Consider the following 20801-nt stretch of genomic DNA (forward strand, 5'->3'; position numbering starts at 1 on the left):
ATTAAAATGGAGTTACCAACTTAATGCTTTCTAAAATAGCAGTATATATTTTCCGGTAGAATATATCGCATATAACGTTTTCTGAAACCAGCTTTCCATAATGATTTGCTATAGGTTTGCTTAAACTTAATCGGGTTAAGAAACATTTTTAATGGATCGGACGTTTTAGCAAAATAACTTTCATGGCTATTTGCTCCGACATACTCAGAGTGTTTTAGATTACCAAAGTTTACGGATTCGCTATAAGTAGGGGTTTTTAATAGTCGAGATATAGGTTTTATAGCTGTTTCAGGAGCGATATTTATTTTTTTATAGTCCCTCTCAATAGCCATAAAATCAGAAATAAAGTCCATAGCCCCTTTTTGAAATTCGTTTATTGTATTTAGCTTATCATTAGAAAAGTCATTAGGTTCGAATATAGCTACTATGTCATCATTTTTTTTATCGAATTTAATTACAGAGCCGTGAGGTGCCGAAAAAATAAATTCGAGCATATGCACACCTTCCGATAACACTTGAAAATTATTTTTAGGTTCTGAAAAGTTACACATATAGCCAGACATCGGAAACCCTTTTTCAGAAAACTTCATTGCAGTTTGAAATGTGCCTAGGTAATAACCATGAATATCTATTTCATTATTTTCTAATAGCATTAGCTTATTCAGTGAATTCTGGATTGTCCCTTGCCATCCAATGTCAACAATCGCGACTTTTTTGGTATCCATAAACCCAATTTGATCTAGGTAAGTTAATAGGTTCTCTCTTTCGACCGCTGCATTACTACATATATCATCAACTAATAAATGAAAGAGTTTTGCTAATTTATCCTTATCGCTATCTGTTTCTATTGTATGATTTTGATCAGAAAAGCCTACTTTTTCTATTTTTTCAATATGTTTTTCCGCTTCTATATCAACTCTATCAAGGTAGTTTACGACGCTCAAATTAGGAACAAAATGACAAAGTACCTTTATCGAATATTCATCGATGCCATTGTATATAGTGGGGATGTTTATAGCTCGCCTTGATGCATACATATATTTACTAACAGGGGTTTTAATTCCTTGATTCATAAGGCTATACACTTTATGCATTATATAGCCGTCGCGCGCAAGGAAAAATATATGTTCTATTTCTTGATGTATTACCTGACTAGTAAGCCAGCGAGTTAAGCCAAAATATATTATTCCACAATAAACATAACCGAAGTCGTACCAAATATTTTCATTGTTATTATTTCTTTGGGTAAACGTTTTGTTGATGATAGTCGCAAAATAAATAGATTCTTCTATAGAGAGTTTTGAAGGGTATAGCTGCCTTAATCTTTTAAATGAATGATGGCTAAGCGCAAATTCACTGGTTTTTTTGTAATAATAAGGTTTGATGCCTTCTTTCATCGCGTTAATTACATCGGCGAAGTAATAATCGCCAATATGTAAAAGCTTAGATGGTTTACAGGATAGTTCTTTAAGTATATGTGGATATAATCCACCTTTAGACTTTGATTTACGAATTACAGAGGATAAAAATAATTGATGGAATTTTGTATAACCATTATCGTAAAGAATTTTTTTTATCACATATTCTGGTAAGTACATGTCTGAGGTGAAAATTACCTTTTTATCACTATCAATACAGTATTGATAAAAAGAGTGCATATATTCATTTTTAACACAAAATTTTAATTCTATTTCGATTTCTAGCGCTTTCAATGTATTTATTGTTTTGCTATCTAGATCTTGTGTTTTTTGTATGTGTGCATATATTTCATCCAAACCTATGGATTGAGTACCATTCAGCTCAGTTAGTATCTTTGTCGCTTCTGGTTCTGCTTTACTTCGGATACTTTTAAAATCTATGTCTAACTTTTTATGTTCATCATTATATAAATTTTCAACTATTGTAAAAATATCAGCTGGTTCGAGGACTTTTCTGAGGATCACTGTATCGAAAATATCGAAAGAGACTATTTCACTGTTGTTTATTAGCTTTTTTAGGTCAGTGTCATTACTTAGGGTATTTATTAGCTTTAAGCTTTTATTGTAAAATTTTGCGACAATTTTACTAAATATGTTTTTTTTCATAATGACTTTCCCTGCCTTATTTACTATCCATAACATAATTAAGAAAATCAAAATTTAGCTATTTGTTTACATTTAATTATACTAATTTCGTATATCCGCTGCAACTTACGCATTTAATAGTACGAAGCATCATAGGTTACCTGTTATTTTACCAAAAAAAACCACTAAATGAATGTTAAATGAATAATAAAACTGCAAATATTAGATGGTGGGTAAGCCTAAATAATTACTCAATTTTCATTGGGTAAGGGGAAGGTATGTTGCCGAAGTAGTAGATTTAAACGTAACATATTTTGTAAATTAGATTTTCAAAAGAAAATTTAAATAATTCGCTCGATCTCAAGTAACTTTAGCGCTCTGAGGCGAAAGTAAAGCTATGGGGAAAGTTAAACTAAATACATAGCAGGCTATTGTATTTAAAATACTAGCCCTTATATACTACGCATCCATTATTTTAGTTTTAAAACGTGAATGTTTAAATTTAGAGTGTTTTTAACTGCCTTTTTGCTACTTGCTGCACTTTTTAGTGTGCAGAGCAATGCTATGGGCGCCTCACAAAATTTAAATATCAATATTAGTACGCAGGTTTCGCTTACTGATATTGCCGATTTAACTAAAATACAGCCTATTAGTAAGTCTGTAGATACTTCGCAGCATAAAAAAACGCATCAAACCGATTTTGACGCGCACCAACCAAGGTTAACAGCCAATAATTCATCATTGTTTTTGCACACTGTTCAAAGTGAGCCAGAATACGATGTGGTTTTTGAATTTTTTGCTCAAAATCTTGTTAGGCATATATTCTTACGACCAAGAGCGATTAATCCTATACAGCCTTGGTATACGTTTGTAACTAATAGTAAAAAGTCGCGTTTGAGTGGCTGGAAAGACGTTAATTTACTCTACAAAGCTGTAACTACCTACCACGCTTAATTTTCCTTATTTAATTTTATTAGGTTTTAACTTTTAAAGTTTTAGCCTGCAGATTAATTGTGCTTTTAAAAAGTACGTTGCTAGCTTTGCTGGCAATAAGGATTCAACATGTTAAGTTTTAAAAAAGATAAAAAGCCGTCTACGGCTAAGTTCAAATTAAGCTATATAGCCATGCTAATAGTATTGGTTTTATTAGCTATCAGCGCATTACCAAATTTATACCCAAATAAATCGTGGTTGCACATCAGTGCTGCTCCGCACAGCGAAACGCAATCTTTACCGAGCACTAAAACGCTAGTTACTTTTTTAAATAAACAAGGGCTAGAGGTTGAGCAGGGTTTAGATAAGCAATCCACTATTAATATACTTTTAAACGAGCCAACTAAAAGCGCTCAGGCGCAAGCGGCTATAAAAGCGCAATATCCAAACACGCAAGTTAAAATTGTTGAGCATGCAACCAGCCCAACATGGTTACAAGATTTTGGTTTATCACCAATAAAGCTGGGCCTTGATTTAAATGGCGGTGTGCTATTTGTACTAGACGTAGATTTAGATAAAGCCGTTGATGAGCAATTAGTCAGTGCGTATCAACAAGCTAAATCAATCATCATTAAGCAAAAAGCACATGGCGTAAAAGCGCAGCAAACTCAGCACGGGTTTGAAATAAACGCATTGCCTAATTCAACCGACAAGTTAACCCCCGTTATTGAAGAGCTACAAAGCCGATTTGCTAATTTAGCCGTTGTAACAAGCAATAACGGCAGCGTTAAAACTGCCAAATTTAGTTATTCAGAGCAAGGCCGCAGCAGCTTTGATAAAGAAGTAATGGGGCAAACACTCACAACCCTTCGTTCACGTATTGAAGAGTTAGGCATTACCGAAGCGGTAACACAGCGCCAAGGAAAGCACCGCATTCGTATAGAGCTACCAGGCGTGCAAGATCCAACCGAAGCAAAACGTATTATTGGTGCAACAGCATCGCTTGGTTTTTATCAATTAAAAGAAATTGGCGGGCAAACATTTAATATGCAATCGGGCGGAACCATAAAGCTCGATCCTGTGCCAATTTTTACAGGGGACCATATTAATAATGCAAACATAGGCCGCGACGATTGGGGTAAACCACTTGTACAACTGAGCCTAGACGGCCAAGGCGGCGATGCAATGTCGGCGTTTTCAAAAGCCAATATTGGTAAGCCAATGGCGACGGTTTACTCTGAGTATTCTCAAAACGCTAAAGGCGAAGTAGTTAAAAAAAGCGAAGTTATTAACGTAGCCAATATTGCTCAGCATTTAAGTTCTCGTTTTAGTATTACCAATATGAAAAGCCAACAAGCTGCAGCCGACCTAGCATTGCTATTACGTGCAGGCTCGCTTACCGCGCCCGTTACAATTGTGCACGAACAAACAATAGGGCCAAGCCTCGGCAGCGAAAATATTAGTAATGGCTTAGCCGCGCTTATGTTAGGCATGGGTATTACCCTTGCATTTATGGCGCTTTGGTATCGCCGTTTAGGCCTTATTGCAAACGTAGCACTTATATTAAATTTAACGTCGCTTGTGGGCTTAATGTCATTATTACCAGGGGTTGTGTTAACGCTGCCGGGTATTGCAGGCTTGGTGCTAACCATAGGTATGGCGGTAGACACTAACGTAATAATATTTGAACGCATTAAAGAAGAACGTCGCCAAGGCCGTGCACCATATCAAGCTATTCAAGAGGGGTATAAACAAGCCGCAAATACAATATTTGATGCCAATATAACCACCATGATCACCGCACTTATCTTATACGGCATAGGCTATGGGCCCGTTAAAGGTTTTGCCATTACACTCGCACTGGGGCTTTTAACGTCTGTATTTACAGGTGTGTACGTATCAAAAATATTAAGCCAAACGTTGTATTTAAAAATGGGTAAAAAAGTAGGAGAAAAAGCACATGCTTAACACTTTTTTGAAAGGTGAGGCGGGCACACGTTTACGCTTTATGGGTATGCTTTTAAGTGCCATTTTAGTGCTGCTATCCGTATTTACGCTTACGCAAAAAGGTCTAAATTTTGGCCTAGATTTTACTGGCGGTTATTTAACTGAGTTTACAACCAGCCAAAGTGTTGAGCTAAAAGAGCTTCAATCGTTTATTGCTAAAAATCACAACGGTGAGTTTGAGCTAACCGCGCAAGGTAATAGTCATTTTCAATTAAGAGAAGCGCCAAGTGCATCAACTACATCAACAACAGCTAATAGCCCTGATTGGCAAAGCGCCGTTACACAAAACGATTATATAAACGCACAGGTATTATCGTCAGCTTATATTGGCTCACAAGTGGGCGATGAGTTATTTGATCAAGGCTGTTTAGCAATGTTTGCTGCAATGATTGCGGTAATGATTTACCTTGCAGTGCGTTTTGAATGGCGCTTAGCACTCGGCTCTGTGGTAGCGCTAGTGCACGATTTAATACTTGTACTTGGGTTATTTTCACTATTACAAATTGAGTTTAACCTAACCGTGCTGGCAAGTTTACTGGCGATTATTGGTTACTCACTTAACGACTCAATAATAGTAGGGGATAGAGTGCGCGAGCTTTTACGTGTTCAATCAAACAATATACTTAGCCCAGCAACTATTATTAATAATGCGATTAAAAGTACACTAACACGTACCTTAATAACGTCGGGTACCACACTTGCAACGGTTGCGAGCGTTTGGTTGCTTGCAGGTGCACCACTGCAAGGCTTTGCTATTGCATTATTTACCGGCATTGTAGTGGGTACGTTCTCGTCTATTTGTATAGCGGCAACCTTGCCGGAGCTATTGGGCTTAAGCGCTAAAAACTACGAAGTTAAAGTAGATGCCCACACGCAAACATTATTAGATATGCCATAAGGTTTTTAATAAAACACAAGCAAAGAGCTGCACCAACCAACGGCCCTTTGTTTGTTTAATGCAAATTTAAGTTCCGCAAGTATTCCCACCAAACTTGCGGGGTTTAAAACAATGGTTTTAAGCCCCGCAAAAATGTTAAACTAGCTGCCTTATTTTTACAGCCTGTATTGTACTAATCCCCATGAATAAAACCCACGTTATCGAACATCTTCGCTTTGCGCTAGAAGCGCAGCTTACAACAGCAAAAGTAGCGGCAAAAACTGCGCACGACACCGCCACACATGAAGAAAACATAGCCGAAAATAAATACGATACCCTAGGGCTCGAAGCCGCTTATTTAGCACAAGGCCAAGCCCAGCGCGTAAACGATTGCTATAAAAGTATAGAATTGTTCGAACCTGCCTTTAACGAAAAACCAACCGACAAAATAGCTATCGGTTCGCTGGTGTGTTTAGAAGATGATAACGCAGCCCAAAAATGGTTTTATTTAGGCCCCGCAGCTGGTGGTTTAACAGTAAACGTTAAACAGCACGCAATTGCTGTTGTAACACCCGGCGCACCAATGGGTAAGCAGTTACTAAATAAACAGATTGATGATGAAATTACGTTAACAATTGCAGTTAAAGCCCACGAATATGTGGTGGTAGAGATTTTATAAAGCTTTGGTTTTTAAGAGAAGCTTTTGCTGGCAGAACTATGCCAACGTAATAATCGCTTATTTATATTCATAAATTAATTGTCGGATGGCATGTCTTCGCCATTTATCCAACCTATAGCTATGTTTTTATAGCGTAACGTGGTGTGTATTTCAATTTGTACAAAGGCATATAATGAGAAGTACCTAATAGTTTAAAAGTGAGCAGGGTTGACGTTAGGTGCTCCCTTTTTAATTGATTTTAGTGGTTATACAGCCTCGTTAGTTGTATTTCCCAAGTTGGCTACTCGGTGCTACTATAGTGATACATTTGTTTGGGGATTATTATGAGAGTAGAACTAGTAACAACATTGAAGCGTCAAGCAACGAAGATATTATCTGAACTTCATTCCTCTAAAGAACCTGTGTTGATAACTGAACATGGACAACCATCTGCATACTTAGTAGATGTTGATGATTATGAATTTATGCAAAAGCGTATGCAAATTCTTGAGTCTCTTGCAAAAGGAGAGCAGGCAATAAGTCGTGGTGAAACCATGTCGAATGTTGAAGCTAAAGATAAAATGAATAAATGGCTGAAATAATTTGGACTAATCCAGCTTTGGATGATCTTAACGATATCGCTGAATATATCGCATTAAGCAATTTACAGTCAGCGAAAAAATTGGTTTCCAAAATATTTGAAAAAGTTGAACGTCTCGAACTCTTTCCTGAATCAGGTAAAAAACCAATTGAGTTAGCTAACCTAAATTATCTTGAACTGGTCGTGAATCCTTGTCGTATATTTTACAAAAAAGATAACGATAAAGTATATATTTTGCACGTAATGAGACAAGAACGAGACTTACGAAAATTTTTGTTGCTAACGCAATATACAGCTAACAAGTAGGTAACCCCTGAATGAAATTAGTATGACCCCATACTAATTATTATAAAAAGCAATTATTAAAAAGCCATCCAAACATCTATCAAAATTCCAACTTAACCAATATAAGAACTAAATTATAGTTTGTTTATTAAAAAAATTGCTACACACATTCCTTAAGTGTTTAATATACCGTACATAAATAATATGGAGGTTGAAATATGAGACATAACAATTGGTCTTGCTCTAAGTTTAATAATAACGAATTTGATACCGGTGAAATAAGAGTTTCGGGTGGCTTTTGGTCAAGAATTTTTGATGTTCAAAATAAAAAGTACACCGCTGTGACATGCAGTCGATGTAGTTTTACTGAATTTTATAAAGGTTCATCATCAACACTTGGTAACGTATTTGATTTCTTTACTGGGTAATCAAAGCTTAAAAAGCACTTTAACTGAAATGTAAACTGATCAGTTCAAGAGATACCTCCTCATTAAGGTGAGGAGGTTAAATGCTTAAATATACCTAAGCGATAATTCGCCTTATTAAATGTAGGTGGACCTTTAGATATACACAACTAATAGCAGTTAAACAAAATCTATTACACGCACTAATAATAGGCTTCAATAACAGACCATAAGGCTTGGATGAATTTATTTTTATGATTTTTCATCTAACATCCTATGTTTTAAATATCCAATTTTAGGTAGCTTTCTTCACAAATTTCGCTGTTACCATCATTTCGCCAATGCCATCTACTTTACAATCAAGTTCGTGATCTTTTTTATCAAGCACTCTTCTAACTACCGCTTTGGTGCCAATTTTAATTACTTGCGAGCTGCCTTTAATTTTTAAATCTTTGGCTACTGTCACTTTGTCACCATCATTTAGCAAAGTGCCATTGGCATCTTTAACTAAAATTGCGTGTTCATCGCTTGTATTATTAGGGTTCCACTCATGGGCGCACTCGGGGCAAACAAGCAGTTGTTGGTCCTCGTAAACATATTCACATTGGCATTTTGGGCAAGCAGGCAGCGACATTTTTAACTCTCATAAGGTATTGTTTTGCGTATTTTAATCTGCGTTATTAGTTAATCAATATTTTTTATCTTCACGCTAAAAATATCTCGTTTGTGCGTTTTTAAAAAAGGGCATATAAAGCACATGTCGCTTAAGCAATTTAAGCGCTAACTCGTACAGTAGGTACCTGTTAAAGCACCCATCATATTAAGTGATTCGCGCAATGCCCACTTAGTACGATGGGTGTTTCTATTTATAATGCTTAGTATTTTACTAAGCATGCTTTTTATATTTTGACTTAACTAGGAAAAGTCGTGTTTAAAACCTTAATTGTGGTTGATAACAACGAGCAAACGCTTGCTCAATCGTTCGAAAATGTAATTACGTTTAATACCTACTTACGTGATTACCCAAAACATAACGAACCAAAAACACGCATTATTAATCTGTGCGACTCAAGCCAATACTTGAGCAAAGGTTACTATTGCTCGTTACTTGCAGAGGCGCGCAAGCACCAAGTTTTACCCAGTGTAAAAACCATTAATGCTCTTCGTAGTGGCCAAGCACCTATGTTAAATGTGGGCCAAATAGATGGCACACTTTACTTTGGCAATGCCCAAAATGATTTACAATCAAAAGCAGCAAAGTCGGTATTTAAACAATACCCAGCGCCTATTTTATTTGTTGATGAGCAAGGCTTATTACAACAAGGCTCGATGTCGTCTTTAAGCGAGCAACAGTACAGCGAATTTGTAGCCAAGCTAGATAACTTTACTAAAACGCAGTGGCGTATTAGTTCGGTACAACGTCGTTTTAGATGGGACATGGCAATACTTGTTGATCATAACGAAAAAGTACCGCCGAGTGATAAAGACGCCATTGCACGTTTTATTAAAGCCGCAGCTAAACACGGCATTAATGCACAAGCATTAAGCTTTGACGAAATTGATAACATAGCCCAGTTTGATGCGTTATTTATTCGCCAAACTACAGCGATTGACCATCCAACGTATCGCCTTGCGAGCAAAGCGCAAAGCCTTGGTTTAGTGGTTATTGACGATGCTGAGTCTATTTTACGTTGTTGTAATAAAGTGTATTTACACGATGCATTTAATTACCAAAAAGTGCCAAGTTTAAAAACGCTTGTAGTGGCTGATCAATCAAGTGAAACGCTTGAGCAATTAGAAGAAGCGTTTACGTATCCGCTTGTTTTAAAAATGCCTGAAGGGTCGTTCTCAAAAGGTGTGTTTAAAGTTTCAAATCGTGATGAGCTTGAAGCTAAGCTTACAGAGCTGTTTGAGTTTAGCGCGTTAGTGCTTGCACAAGAGTACATGTATACCGAATACGATTGGCGAGTGGGTGTGTTAAATGGTCGTGCAATTTATGCATGTCGTTATTTAATGGCACGTAACCATTGGCAAATTTATAACCACGATGCTAAACGGTTTTTTTCTGGTGGCTTTGAAACATTGCCAACCTTTGAATTACCAAAAGCGGTATTAGATGCAGCTTTAAAAGCATGTAAAACAGTGGGTAGGGGTTTATATGGCGTAGATGTTAAAGAGCATCAAGGCAAAGCATACGTGCTTGAAGTAAACGACAACCCAAGTATTGATCACAAAGTAGAAGACGGCTATTTAGGTGACGAGCTATACATGATCATTATGGATGAATTTAAACAACGCTTAGAAGCACGAGGCCGTGGGTAATAACATGAGCAACCTTGTTATTCGAAAAGCGCTTAGCAGTGATTTAAATGCACTGATTGACGTTGAAAATGCCTGCTTTAATAATGATAAATTGAGCCCGCGCAGTTTAAAGCGCTGGCTAAGTGCTAAGCATGGTATTTTACTCGTTGCAGAAAATGGCGAGCAAATATGCGGCTATGGGCTAGTGTGGTGCCATAAAGGGACTCGTTTAGCGCGTTTATATTCGCTTGCTGTAAAACCCACAATGCAAGGTAAAGGTATTGCAAAAGCACTGCTTATTAGCCTTGAAAAAGAAACGTATGAGCGCGCTCGGCTGTACTTACGCTTAGAAGTGGCTGTAAATAACGAAAGCGCGATTGGGCTTTATACAAGTTTAGGTTACCGGGTATTTGGTCAATACAGCGATTATTACGATGACCACAGTGACGCATTACGAATGCAAAAAAACATTCGACAAACAAGTGAGTTAAAAGTGGCGTGTTTAACGCCGTGGTATCAGCAAACTACCGAGTTTACGTGCGGACCTGCTGCACTATTAATGGCAATGGGGGCACTTGAGCCAACTACTGAGCTTAGCCAATCACATGAGCTAGCACTTTGGCGTGAAGGTACCACCATTTTTATGACATCGGGTCATGGTGGTTGCCATCCGTTTGGTTTGGCACTTGCCGCTCATAAGCGTGGTTTTAAAAGCGAAGTAATGGTTAATACCACCGAGCCTTTGTTTTTAGATGGCGTACGCAACGAAAACAAAAAAGTGGTACTTGCCACCGTGCATCAACAATTTGTAGATGGTATTGCACAAGCAAATATACCGCTTACACATAAAGATGTAGAGCTTGAGCATATTGAGCAGTGGTTAAGTAAAGGCTTTAGTGTGCTGTTATTAATTAGCACATATAGTTTTGATGGTAAAAAATCACCACATTGGGTGTGTGTTACGCACCTTGATGAGCATTGCGTGTATGTTCACGATCCGTTTTGTGAGCCCGGTAACGATAAACAGCTCGCAATAGATTGCCAGTATGTACCTATTGCACGAAGTGATTTTAGTAAAATGTCAGCGTTTGGTAGCCAACGTTTAAGAACGGCGGTGGCTATAGCTAATAAAATATAAGGTTAACAGTGACTTTTTTAGATTTAATTGATGTAGCCCCGTATTCGTGGGCAGCTATTGGTACGGCGGCTTTTTGCGGTGCCATTATTGGTATAGAGCGCCAATTGCGCGGCAAACCTGTCGGTATTCGTACATCAGCCCTAATAACCTTGGGTACATATTTGTTTTTATCCACTGCGTTTAATTTACAAGGGGATGTGATAGATCATTCTCGTGTAGTTGGGCAAATAATTACAGGTATTGGCTTTTTAGGGGCTGGTGTTATGCTCGCAAAAGATGGTGCGGTAGTTGGTGTAACCTCTGCTGCAACCATCTGGGTGCTTGCATCAATAGGCGTTATGATAGCGACCGAAAACCTTGGCGCTGCAATAAAACTTTCGGTGCTGGTGGTGGGTATTTTATATGGTGTAGACGTACTTGAGGCTAAATTTAAAAGCTTAAGTAAAGGTGTACACACTAAAGTAAAAAACTATCAAAAGCGCTATTATCGAAAGGAATTTAACGACACAGAACGCCACTAAAAGTGGCGTTTTTTAGTGCTATTGAAATTAGTACTACTCGAACAAGTACTATAATTAGCCAAATAACTTTCTCCTAACTACTTTTCTGTAGCCACTGGGTGTTTGGCTTAATACTTTTTTAAACACGCGTGTTAAATGACCTTGGTCGTTATATCCCACTTCTAAAGCCACTTCTTGAATTGATAAATTTGATGATGCTAATAACTCCTTCGCACCTTCTACGCGTAATTGTTGCCAATACTCAATAGGGCTTTGGTTCGTTGCCGCTCTAAAACGGCGGGTAAAAGTACGGTAGCTCAAGCTAAATTGGGCAGCGACTTCTTGCAGGTTTAACTCGGTAGCTAAATTGTTTTTTAGCCAAAATTGAATTTGTGCAATTAGCTCGTCGGGGTGACGGTCAACTGCACCCTCGAGATAGCGTTGATCTTCGTAGGGTTTGCGTATTTCGTGCGAAAAATTACGCTCTACATGTTGAGCGGCGGCTTTTCCATAGTACTGACTAATAATATGTACGATCACATCTGCAAGGGCATTAAGACTGGCTACCGTATACATGCGCTCTGACTGAGTTATAAAAAAGTCGGGTTTTAAACGCACTAACGGGTAGTCGTGGCTAAATTGATTGGCGTAGTGCCAATGGGTGGTAGCAGGGTGCCCATCAAGTAAGCCAGCCTCAGCTACTAAGCAGTTGCCAGTGCCTACACCAATTATATGGCTGCCTGCGCTAAAGCTCTCGCTTAGCCAATCAACTACGCCTTGATTTGTACGCACTACAGGGCGCGGGTTTCGCCAAATTCCGGGCACTATAATTAAATCACTGTAGGGGGCGTTAGTTGTTATGCAATCAGGAATTATCGCAAGGCCTGCGCGAGTGGGTATAAATTCAGCATTTTTAGCCACTAAATTTATAGCAAGCGGTCTAAAGCTTTGCTTATCAAGATGGCCTTTAGCAAAGGCCTCGCCGGCCCTTAACATCTCAATAGGCAGCGTTAAACTAGTCACTAATAAATGCGGATATACCGCTATAGCAATGTTTAGTGGTGGATTAGTGTTTTTTTCAGTCATATAAATGCTCCGACCAGTGCCTTTTGGCCTTTTGTGCTGAATATTTGGCTATTAAAGCACAATGCATAGTGCATAATCCATTTAAACTGCCTCTTCTTCTAATAACACGTTTTTAAAGGTAAATTATGACTGCATTACCCGTTATAGTAGGCATGGGTGGCATTAACGCCGCTGGCCGTACTTCTTTTCATCAAGGTTATCGCCGTATCGTGTTAGATAGTTTAAATGCTCAAGATCGCAGTGAAACATTTTTAGGCCTCGCCACACTGATGAATCTAGTAAGCGTTGTAAACGGCCAATTACAAGATACACAAGGTAATAATGTTGAGCAAAGCGACATAGAAGCACGCTTTGGTGAGCAAATTATTGCTGGTACGCTTATTCGTAAAATTGAAAAAGAACACTTTGATGCCGATGCCACACCGTGGCAGCAAAAAATGACGCTAAACGCATCAAGCGATAACGCAATTGTGTTTGAAACGCGCGCTCGCGACTTACCTACACCTGTTCCAGCTAGCTGGCAAGTTGAAGAACTTGAAGGCAAAAAAGTAAAAGTAACTATTGCAGCCGACTTAAATGTTAAGCATGACTCAACACGTGATAACCCGATTAAATCTGCAGGGCAATTTCCGACTGGGTTTGATCCGTCTGTTATGTATAACAGCCGCTATCAGCCTCGTGGTTTGCAAGCTACTATTTTTGCAGCTACCGATGCTATTAAATCAACAGGGCTTGATTGGCAGCATATTATGAATAGCGTAGAGCCAGATAAAATTGGTACCTATTCAGCGTCGGTAATTGGCCAAATGGACGACAAAGGCCTAGGCGGTTTAGTAAAGGCGCGCCAACAAGGCGACCGTGTTAGTACTAAGCAGTTAGCACTGGGTTTAAATACAATGTCGACCGACTTTATTAACGCCTATGTTACGGGCAATGTAGGGACTACGTTTTCGACCTCGGGCGCCTGTGCTACGTTTTTATACAACTTACGTGCAGCGGTTAACGACATACAGGCAGGGCGTACACGCGTTGCGGTTGTCGCAAGTGTTGAGTGTGCTATTACACCAGAAGTGATTGAAGGCTTTGGTAACATGAGCGCACTTGCAAATGTTGAAGGTTTGCGTCGTTTAGATAACTTATCAAGTGATGAAGAACCAGATTATCGTAAAAGTAGCCGACCATTTGGCGACAACTGCGGCTTTACATTAGGTGAAGGCGCACAAGTTGCTATTTTAATGGACGATGCCTTAGCCCTTGAATTAGGCGCTGACATTATGGGCTGCGTACCGGATGTATTTGTAAATGCAGATGGCATAAAAAAATCAATTACGTCACCTGGTCCTGGTAACTATATTACCATGGCTAAATCGGCTGCTTTAGCAACAAGCCTTTTAGGCAAAGAAGCCTTGCAAGAACGTAGCTTTATTTTAGCGCATGGCTCAAGTACACCGTTAAACCGCGTAACAGAGTCGCTGATATATCACAAAGTGGCACAAACGTTCGCTATTGATAATTGGAAAGTGACAGCGCCAAAAGCCTATGTTGGTCATACTATAGCTCCTGCAAGTGGCGACCAATTAGCGATAGCTCTAGGTGTATTTAGCCATAATATTATGCCGGGTATTACCACAATTGATAAAGTGGCTGATGATGTTTATACCGATCATCTTGATATTCGTAATAGCCATTACGAATGCGCCGATATGGATATTGCTTTTATAAATTCAAAAGGCTTTGGCGGTAACAATGCAACAGCTACCGTACTTTCACCAAAAGTAACAATGCAAATGCTCGCTAAGCGCCATGGCGATGAAGTTATGAGTAGTTACGCGCAGAAAAACATGGCAATTAAAGCCGCGCAACAAATGTATCAAGCTCAAGCTGATTTAGGCCAATATGAGCTTATTTACCGCTTTGGCGACGGACTTATTGACGACAACGACATTGTAATAGACGAGCAAAGTATTCAGTTACCTGGCTTTGAAAAAGCAATTACGTTTAGCACAACAAATTCCTATCAAGATATGTTTTAAGCACACATACTTGTTAGCAAGGCGCTTTTTAAGCGCCTTTTTTAATGCCTCAAATATATTTATCTATTAAGTTTTTTCTAAGTGAAGCTCATTAAATGAACTAATTTTTTGTATTTACACTTGCTTTTATGTTGATCGTTTGTTTCTATTATATAAACACTATCTAGGATGGATAAAACTGATGAAAAAACTCATATTAGCGCTTTCTTTAACTTGTACTTTTACTCAACTCTCTGTTTTTGCAGATGACTTTGTTCCTGCAGAAGTGATTAATAAAAACTACGATCAGCTCACTAATACTTCCTCGCGCGCTTCGAGGTTAGAGGGGATTAATTTGAGCAGTTACGTGGTTGATAAAAGCGGGCAGGTTAGTGATATAGAAATTGTAGCTACGGTTGGGCAAAAAAAGTACCAAAGAGAAGTAATGGATTACGTGTCTAAGCTCAACTACAAAAGTGCAAAATTAAATGGTGAGACTATACCTGTAGCAAAAACCATTACTGTAAGTTCGCAAAATTTGCATATTAATTTTTCAAACGATAAAGCGTCTCGCGGCTTTTTTAATGATTATGAGCAAGCTAGTAAATTAATCGACGAAAAGAAATACGATGAAGCTAAAAGCCGTATCGATGAATTAGAAAATGAACATACAAAAAATACGGTTGAGATTGTTTTGCTTGCATGGCTTAAAAGCCAGCACAGTTATTTTGTGCAAGATTGGAAGAGCTTTGATCAGCATATCTACGAAGCGTTTTTATTTAGAGATAATCTACCAGATCAAATTCAAAAACGTGTGATTAAAAACGCTTTACAGTGGTTTATATCAAAACAAGATTATGTACGTGCTTATGATGCAATAGATGCACTAGGCAATATTGAATCCATAACCTTTACAGAGCAAAACAAGGAACAGTTGTTAACTCAAGTGAACGATATTTATAAAAACTCGGGAGATATTAAGCAACAATTTAGTTTAGCTTCAGAACAAGCTGTAATGCCTATGATGTCGAAGTCTGAAGTTAAATTAGAATCAGAATTACCACTGAGCAAAGTGCAACTTAGATGCGAAAACAAAGTCGTTGACTATGACACTAATACAATTGATAAAATTGTTATTTCGAAAAATGATTTGCGTTGTGGATTATTAATAAAAAGCGCTCAAGCACAAACAATTACACTTAAGCAAAGCGGTGAAAGCTTTTTATAAAAATTGTAACTCCCCACATATAAATTATGGGGAGTTATTGCATTAATAAGTTTTGGCTATTCAAATAATGCATTGGAATTTTGCTGCAATACTTATTAAAAAAACTGTTACTTAAACTTTTTTACATACCTAAGCGTTATAAAATTAATAATGGCAAGTAAAATGGCTATTTCGTAACGGCTGTAGGCTACAGCTATACCAATTAAGCCCATATTCCAAATACTGGCTGCGGTTGCTGTGCCGGAGGTTGATTTGTTATTTTTCAAAATTGCGCCACCGCCAATAAAACCAATACCAGTAATGATGCCTTGCAACATTTTTGATTGAGCTTCTGCGCCATCTAAAACCGACATAGCAATTAATGCATACCCACACGATGCAACAGCAACAAGAGGAAAGGTACGAAGGCCTGCGCCATCATTACTTCGCTCTCTGTCGTAAGCCATGGGTAGTGCAAGTAGGTATGCAATACCTAAGTGTATTAAGTTATCGATGATTTCATTCCACTGTAAATCAATTTCCATTATTGAGCCTGTGCTGGTTAACTTTGTTAATAATAAGCAAACAGCAAGCCATGGCATAAATGACTATTAATCAATGAGTTATTGTTAATACCTGTATTTAACAAGAATTATTGAGGAAACTTTTACATGTTTTTATTACTATTTTACGCAATAGTTAATTTGATCTGAGTTTTAAAGCCCCGTATTCTTTTATCCAGACTAAAAGACACCTATGTGAATCTCTTGCCTTTAAATAAAACATTAAGCACACCCACTAAGCTTGAAAAAACAGCCTTACTATTTTGCGTTGGGTTATCTGTTATTGCTTTTTTACTTCCTGAACTACTCACAGAGCACTTACAACCCGCTATTAATAAAATTTTAGGTTATTTAGGGTCGCCATTTTTTATATTGGTAAACTTGTTACTTTTTTCTGTGATAGCTATTGCTATAAGCCCATTAGGGCAACGAAAAATAGGAGGAGCGCAAGCACTTGTTGAGTTTAGTACCTTTGGTTGGCTTTCTATGTTGTTTGCAGCAGGAATGGGCTCAGGACTTATATTTTGGGGAGTAGCAGAGCCTGCACTACACACGGTTAACTCACCTTTAAAGCAAAGCTTGTATCCTAACAATCAAACAAGTGGTTTGGCACTTACCTTAGTTAATTGGGGCGCGCATGCATGGGCGCTCTATGCAGTATTTGGCTTGGTATTAGGTGGGCTTACTCGCAATAGTGGTAAAGCGGGCGATATTAGTGCTCCTGTGATCAGTGCAACTAAAGGCGTTATTAATCGGGCTTGGCAGTTACAGTTGAGCTTTAGCATTAAATTAATTGCCATACTTGCAATATTTTTTGGTGTCGTGGGCACAATTGCTAATTCAACTTTATTACTGCGTAAAGGGCTCGAGCTTGAGCTAGGGGTTGAATCGGCTTTATTTTCGGGGTTTATTATTATTTTTTTAATTGCGCTGCTTTATACTATTTCTGCAAAGTTGGGGCTTAAAAAAGGAATTCAAACTCTTAGTAAATTTAATGTGTTTTTAGCATTTGCACTTATAGCATGGCTATTAATTTTTGTGCCTATACAGCCAATTATAGATATAGCAATAGGCGGTACATGGGATTACATTCAGCTCATAACCACAGGTACATGGCAGTTTGAAAGCGTACTTAATGACCCAGCATGGGCAACAGGTTGGACATACAATTACTATTTTTGGTGGTTAGCTTGGGGTCCGTTTGTTGGTGTGTTTTTGGCAAAAATTAGCCAAGGACGGCCGGTTTGGCAATACATATTAGGTGTCGTATTTGTACCAACCTTTGTGACTATTATATGGTTTAGTGTGTTTTCGGGCTCTGCAATTGCGTGGGATCAAACTCACAATGCAGGCATTTTAGAGGCTATTAAAGCCGATTATACGCAAGGGCTGTTTGTATTTTTCGAGCAATTAGGCTGGCAAGGCGGTCTATTAATTTGGTCAAGTTTATTGCTTCTACTCATTTTTGTAGCCACATCAGCAGACTCTGCTGTTTTGGTTATTCGCCAATTAAGTGGTGCAAGTGAAGCTCAAACATGGAGCTTGTATGCTTGGTCGTTTGCACTAGGTTTATGCGCTTTTGTTTTGTTAGTACAAAACAATGAACCATTAAACAGAAGCGTTGCTATTATTGGAGCGCTTCCTTTTTTAATTATATTTATATTGCAATTAATTGGTTTTATTAAAGAGTTCATACGTGAATTTAATCACTAAGGCTTACATTTTTTTACAATGCTATTTTTAAAATTGTATATAATTTAGGTAATTATATTGGTGGGGTTAATAATGCGAACTTTATTGATTATTCTATTTTCAAATGTATTAATTGGTTGCGCTGCTGCGGGTATAATTTTAGATGGGGCAGCGCGCTCTCAACCTGGCTCAGTAAATGCGGGGCCTGTTGTAAAAGATAAAGAGGGCTTTAGCTTTACTAAACTCGGTGTTGAAGCCGATATGGCTATAGTTGAATTTATTAAAGGTAAGGGCAATAACAATACGGTACAAGTATGCAGGCAAGTGAGTAAAGTATTGAAAGAGTGTGTAGAGTTAGAAAAGTCATCCCTACACACTAATGAGCCTATGCAGTTAAAAACTGATGATGAAATAATAAGTGTTGGTCAATAAAGCTGCTTATAAAAAAGTAGCTATGATCGTAGCCTGCTTGCATTTCAAGTGTAAGCGGGTAGCCTTTTTTATCAGCAATAGCGACTAAGTTTTCTGGCTTAAGTTGCTCTTGTAAAAAGCCATCAGCATCACCTTGACTCACTAACATGGGTAAGTAATGAGCTTGCTCTGCGTTTTTCATCAACTCGCAGCTATCATATTGTGCCCAAAGCGCCTTATCATTTCCTAAATAGCCAGTAAATGCTTTTACACCCCAAGGGCATTCAATCGGATTTACAATAGGGCTAAAAGCCGAGGCACTTACAAACGCAGTCGGGTTTTTAAGTGCAACCATTAATGCACCGTGCCCGCCCATAGAGTGACCACTAATTGCTTTTGTGCTTGTAATCGGAAAATGTTGTTCAATAAGTGCTGGTAATTCACTAACAACATAATCGTACATATTAAAATGAGTGTTGTAAGGAGCTTGCGTGGCATTTACGTAAAAGCCTGCGCCTTGTGCAAAGTCGTAGCTGTCTTCATTGGGGACGTTTTCGCCGCGCGGGCTAGTGTCAGGCGCTACAATAGCAATACCCAGCTCAGCTGCTTTTTTAAATGCGCCGGCTTTTTGCATAAAATTTTCGTCTGTACAGGTTAAACCTGATAGCCAATAAAGTACCGGTACTTTGTTTGTCTCACTTGCGCCAGGTGGTAAAAATACGGCAAAGCGCATAGTGCTATGTGTACTTTGCGAGCTGTGAGTATATTGTTTATGCCAACCGCCAGACACTTTTACACTTGAGATATTTTCTAACATACTTAATCCTTAAAAGCCGTAAACTTAAAAGTATTACGGCTTATTAATAAGCTATTTTACGAATGCAGTTTATTAGTAATGAATGACTGTACGAATACTTTTGCCTTCGTGCATTAAGTCAAACGCTTCATTAATATCTTCAAGGCCCATTGTATGAGTAATAAAGTCGCTAAGAGCAAATTCACCTGCCATGTAACGCTCAACAATTTCAGGAAGTTGTGAACGGCCCTTAACACCACCAAATGCGCTACCACGCCATACACGCCCAGTTACCAGTTGAAACGGACGGGTTGATATTTCTTGGCCAGCACCCGCCACACCAATAATTACTGACTCACCCCAACCTTTATGGCAACACTCAAGTGCTGAGCGCATTACGTCAACATTACCGATACATTCAAACGAGTAGTCAACGCCGCCGTCTGTCATTTCAACAATAACCTCTTGAATTGGCTTGTCGAAATCTTTTGGGTTAATTAAATCAGTTGCACCTAGTTTTGTAGCTAAATCGAATTTAGTGGTGTTTATATCAACACCAATAATACGACCAGCACCGGCCATTTTTGCGCCAATAATCGCAGACAAACCAATACCGCCTAAGCCGAATATAGCAACAGTGTCGCCAGGCTTTACTTTAGCAGTGTTGGTAACTGCGCCCATGCCTGTTGTTACACCACAGCCTAGTAAGCAAATCTCTTCTAGTGATGCTTCTTTATTTACTTTAGCGAGTGAGATTTCTGGCAATACAGTGTACTCAGAGAACGTTGATGTCCCCATGTAGTGATAAATTGGTTGGCCGTCTTTAAAAAAGCGTGTAGTGCCGTCTGGCATTAGGCCTTTACCTTGTGTTTCGCGCACGGCTGAACACAGGTTAGTTTTACCTGAAGTACACATTTTACATACGCCACATTCTGCAGTGTATAAAGGAATAACATGATCCCCAACTTCAACACTCGTTACGCCTTCGCCAACTGCATAGACAACACCAGCGCCTTCGTGACCTAAAATAGCAGGAAATATGCCTTCAGGATCTTGGCCTGATAATGTAAATGCATCGGTATGACACACACCTGTAGCGGTAATTTTTACCATTACTTCGCCTTTTTTAGGCATCATCACATCAACTTCTTCAACACTAAGTGGTTGATTAGGACCCCAAGCAATGGCAGCTTTTGATTTAATAAATTCAGACATGTGTTTTATTTCCTTTAACTGGCTATTAAAAAATAATTGTAGACCCAATTTG

Annotated in this window: 20 protein-coding genes; 14 read left to right on the forward strand and 6 right to left on the reverse strand. The window is 38.5% G+C overall.

Annotation, left to right across the window (positions count from 1 at the left end; translation table 11 throughout):
* Positions 1 to 20: 20 nt before the first annotated feature.
* Entirely contained in the window at positions 21 to 2084 is a 2064-nt protein-coding gene (locus I6E72_RS01190) for an HAD family hydrolase (protein ID WP_197110825.1), read from the reverse strand.
* A gap of 471 nt (positions 2085 to 2555) precedes the next feature.
* Between I6E72_RS01190 and I6E72_RS01195 the strand changes: the two genes are divergently transcribed.
* From I6E72_RS01195 to I6E72_RS01225, 7 genes are all read left to right on the forward strand, one after another.
* Positions 2556 to 3017, forward strand: a complete 462-nt coding sequence (locus I6E72_RS01195; protein ID WP_197110826.1) for a hypothetical protein — start codon at positions 2556 to 2558, stop codon at positions 3015 to 3017.
* 108 nt (positions 3018 to 3125) lie between these two features.
* Positions 3126 to 4964 carry a protein translocase subunit SecD gene (gene secD, locus I6E72_RS01200; RefSeq protein WP_197110827.1) on the forward strand — a complete coding sequence of 613 codons (1839 nt, stop codon included), beginning with the start codon at positions 3126 to 3128 and terminating at the stop codon, positions 4962 to 4964.
* Positions 4957 to 5901, forward strand: a complete 945-nt coding sequence (gene secF / locus I6E72_RS01205) for a protein translocase subunit SecF (protein ID WP_197110828.1) — start codon at positions 4957 to 4959, stop codon at positions 5899 to 5901. Before secD ends, secF begins: the two co-directional genes overlap by 8 nt.
* 181 nt (positions 5902 to 6082) lie before the next feature.
* Complete coding sequence (locus I6E72_RS01210) at positions 6083 to 6559, forward strand: GreA/GreB family elongation factor (protein WP_197110829.1); 477 nt, start codon at positions 6083 to 6085, stop codon at positions 6557 to 6559.
* 323 nt (positions 6560 to 6882) lie between these two features.
* On the forward strand, positions 6883 to 7140 hold the full coding sequence (locus I6E72_RS01215; protein WP_010555056.1) for a type II toxin-antitoxin system Phd/YefM family antitoxin: 258 nt from the start codon (positions 6883 to 6885) through the stop codon (positions 7138 to 7140).
* The gene (locus I6E72_RS01220; protein WP_024592928.1) at positions 7128 to 7445 is read left to right on the forward strand and encodes a type II toxin-antitoxin system RelE/ParE family toxin; all 318 of its coding nucleotides are present in this window, start codon (positions 7128 to 7130) and stop codon (positions 7443 to 7445) included. The genes I6E72_RS01215 and I6E72_RS01220 overlap by 13 nt, the downstream gene beginning before the upstream one ends.
* A 197-nt stretch (positions 7446 to 7642) precedes the next feature.
* On the forward strand, positions 7643 to 7852 hold the full coding sequence (locus tag I6E72_RS01225) for a zinc ribbon domain-containing protein (RefSeq protein ID WP_197110830.1): 210 nt from the start codon (positions 7643 to 7645) through the stop codon (positions 7850 to 7852).
* 271 nt (positions 7853 to 8123) lie between these two features.
* Here the strand turns inward: I6E72_RS01225 and I6E72_RS01230 are convergent, their stop codons facing one another.
* Positions 8124 to 8462 carry a zinc ribbon domain-containing protein YjdM gene (locus tag I6E72_RS01230; protein WP_101217298.1) on the reverse strand — a complete coding sequence of 113 codons (339 nt, stop codon included), beginning with the start codon at positions 8460 to 8462 and terminating at the stop codon, positions 8124 to 8126.
* Positions 8463 to 8755: 293 nt separating this feature from the next.
* Here I6E72_RS01230 and I6E72_RS01235 point away from each other — a divergent pair, with 293 nt between their 5' ends.
* From I6E72_RS01235 to I6E72_RS01245, 3 genes are read left to right on the forward strand one after another with little or no spacing between them, the layout of a single operon-like run.
* On the forward strand, positions 8756 to 10150 hold the full coding sequence (locus tag I6E72_RS01235; RefSeq protein ID WP_197110831.1) for a RimK family protein: 1395 nt from the start codon (positions 8756 to 8758) through the stop codon (positions 10148 to 10150).
* A gap of 4 nt (positions 10151 to 10154) precedes the next feature.
* Positions 10155 to 11267, forward strand: coding sequence for a GNAT family N-acetyltransferase/peptidase C39 family protein (locus tag I6E72_RS01240; RefSeq protein ID WP_197110832.1), 1113 nt, complete (start codon positions 10155 to 10157; stop codon positions 11265 to 11267).
* A gap of 8 nt (positions 11268 to 11275) precedes the next feature.
* A complete protein-coding gene (locus tag I6E72_RS01245) occupies positions 11276 to 11788 on the forward strand; it encodes an MgtC/SapB family protein (RefSeq protein ID WP_007582656.1) in 513 nt (170 codons plus the stop codon).
* Between the two features lie 54 nt (positions 11789 to 11842).
* Here I6E72_RS01245 and I6E72_RS01250 read toward each other — a convergent pair whose 3' ends face one another.
* Positions 11843 to 12853, reverse strand: coding sequence for a GlxA family transcriptional regulator (locus I6E72_RS01250; protein ID WP_197110833.1), 1011 nt, complete (start codon positions 12851 to 12853; stop codon positions 11843 to 11845).
* Between the two features lie 125 nt (positions 12854 to 12978).
* On the opposite strand from I6E72_RS01250, the gene I6E72_RS01255 reads away from it, so the two are divergent.
* Positions 12979 to 14886: a beta-ketoacyl synthase gene (locus tag I6E72_RS01255; RefSeq protein WP_197110834.1), complete on the forward strand. Its 1908-nt coding sequence runs from the start codon at positions 12979 to 12981 to the stop codon at positions 14884 to 14886.
* A 181-nt stretch (positions 14887 to 15067) separates the two neighbouring features.
* Positions 15068 to 16093 (forward strand): energy transducer TonB, encoded by a 1026-nt coding sequence (locus tag I6E72_RS01260; protein WP_024607092.1) that lies wholly within the window; start codon positions 15068 to 15070, stop codon positions 16091 to 16093.
* 107 nt (positions 16094 to 16200) lie between these two features.
* On the opposite strand, the gene I6E72_RS01265 is transcribed toward I6E72_RS01260, so the two are convergent.
* Entirely contained in the window at positions 16201 to 16617 is a 417-nt protein-coding gene (locus tag I6E72_RS01265; protein ID WP_024590122.1) for an MgtC/SapB family protein, read from the reverse strand.
* A 213-nt stretch (positions 16618 to 16830) separates the two neighbouring features.
* Here I6E72_RS01265 and I6E72_RS01270 point away from each other — a divergent pair, with 213 nt between their 5' ends.
* Entirely contained in the window at positions 16831 to 18348 is a 1518-nt protein-coding gene (locus tag I6E72_RS01270) for a BCCT family transporter (RefSeq protein ID WP_331459198.1), read from the forward strand.
* 72 nt (positions 18349 to 18420) lie between these two features.
* Positions 18421 to 18759, forward strand: a complete 339-nt coding sequence (locus tag I6E72_RS01275) for a hypothetical protein (RefSeq protein ID WP_101217303.1) — start codon at positions 18421 to 18423, stop codon at positions 18757 to 18759.
* On the opposite strand, the gene fghA is transcribed toward I6E72_RS01275, so the two are convergent.
* Together fghA and I6E72_RS01285 are read right to left on the reverse strand one after the other, a co-directional pair.
* Positions 18713 to 19555 carry an S-formylglutathione hydrolase gene (fghA, locus tag I6E72_RS01280; protein ID WP_121954832.1) on the reverse strand — a complete coding sequence of 281 codons (843 nt, stop codon included), beginning with the start codon at positions 19553 to 19555 and terminating at the stop codon, positions 18713 to 18715. The genes I6E72_RS01275 and fghA overlap by 47 nt on opposite strands.
* 72 nt (positions 19556 to 19627) lie before the next feature.
* On the reverse strand, positions 19628 to 20749 hold the full coding sequence (locus I6E72_RS01285) for an S-(hydroxymethyl)glutathione dehydrogenase/class III alcohol dehydrogenase (RefSeq protein ID WP_007375333.1): 1122 nt from the start codon (positions 20747 to 20749) through the stop codon (positions 19628 to 19630).
* Positions 20750 to 20801: the final 52 nt, after the last annotated feature.

Source organism: Pseudoalteromonas sp. NSLLW24, assembly GCF_015864725.1.
In the GTDB taxonomy this organism is placed as follows: Bacteria; Pseudomonadota; Gammaproteobacteria; order Enterobacterales; family Alteromonadaceae; genus Pseudoalteromonas; species Pseudoalteromonas arctica.

Coding starts and splice junctions, on each gene's coding strand:
- I6E72_RS01195 (WP_197110826.1), top strand. CDS start 2,556: ATGTTTAAATTTAGAGTGTTTTTAACTGCCTTTTTGCTACTTGCTGCA.
- I6E72_RS01225 (WP_197110830.1), top strand. CDS start 7,643: ATGAGACATAACAATTGGTCTTGCTCTAAGTTTAATAATAACGAATTT.
- I6E72_RS01250 (WP_197110833.1), bottom strand. CDS start 12,853: ATGACTGAAAAAAACACTAATCCACCACTAAACATTGCTATAGCGGTA.
- secF (WP_197110828.1), top strand. CDS start 4,957: ATGCTTAACACTTTTTTGAAAGGTGAGGCGGGCACACGTTTACGCTTT.
- I6E72_RS01260 (WP_024607092.1), top strand. CDS start 15,068: ATGAAAAAACTCATATTAGCGCTTTCTTTAACTTGTACTTTTACTCAA.
- I6E72_RS01190 (WP_197110825.1), bottom strand. CDS start 2,084: ATGAAAAAAAACATATTTAGTAAAATTGTCGCAAAATTTTACAATAAA.
- fghA (WP_121954832.1), bottom strand. CDS start 19,555: ATGTTAGAAAATATCTCAAGTGTAAAAGTGTCTGGCGGTTGGCATAAA.
- I6E72_RS01210 (WP_197110829.1), top strand. CDS start 6,083: ATGAATAAAACCCACGTTATCGAACATCTTCGCTTTGCGCTAGAAGCG.
- I6E72_RS01230 (WP_101217298.1), bottom strand. CDS start 8,462: ATGTCGCTGCCTGCTTGCCCAAAATGCCAATGTGAATATGTTTACGAG.
- I6E72_RS01285 (WP_007375333.1), bottom strand. CDS start 20,749: ATGTCTGAATTTATTAAATCAAAAGCTGCCATTGCTTGGGGTCCTAAT.
- I6E72_RS01220 (WP_024592928.1), top strand. CDS start 7,128: ATGGCTGAAATAATTTGGACTAATCCAGCTTTGGATGATCTTAACGAT.
- secD (WP_197110827.1), top strand. CDS start 3,126: ATGTTAAGTTTTAAAAAAGATAAAAAGCCGTCTACGGCTAAGTTCAAA.
- I6E72_RS01215 (WP_010555056.1), top strand. CDS start 6,883: ATGAGAGTAGAACTAGTAACAACATTGAAGCGTCAAGCAACGAAGATA.
- I6E72_RS01265 (WP_024590122.1), bottom strand. CDS start 16,617: ATGGAAATTGATTTACAGTGGAATGAAATCATCGATAACTTAATACAC.
- I6E72_RS01240 (WP_197110832.1), top strand. CDS start 10,155: ATGAGCAACCTTGTTATTCGAAAAGCGCTTAGCAGTGATTTAAATGCA.
- I6E72_RS01255 (WP_197110834.1), top strand. CDS start 12,979: ATGACTGCATTACCCGTTATAGTAGGCATGGGTGGCATTAACGCCGCT.
- I6E72_RS01275 (WP_101217303.1), top strand. CDS start 18,421: ATGCGAACTTTATTGATTATTCTATTTTCAAATGTATTAATTGGTTGC.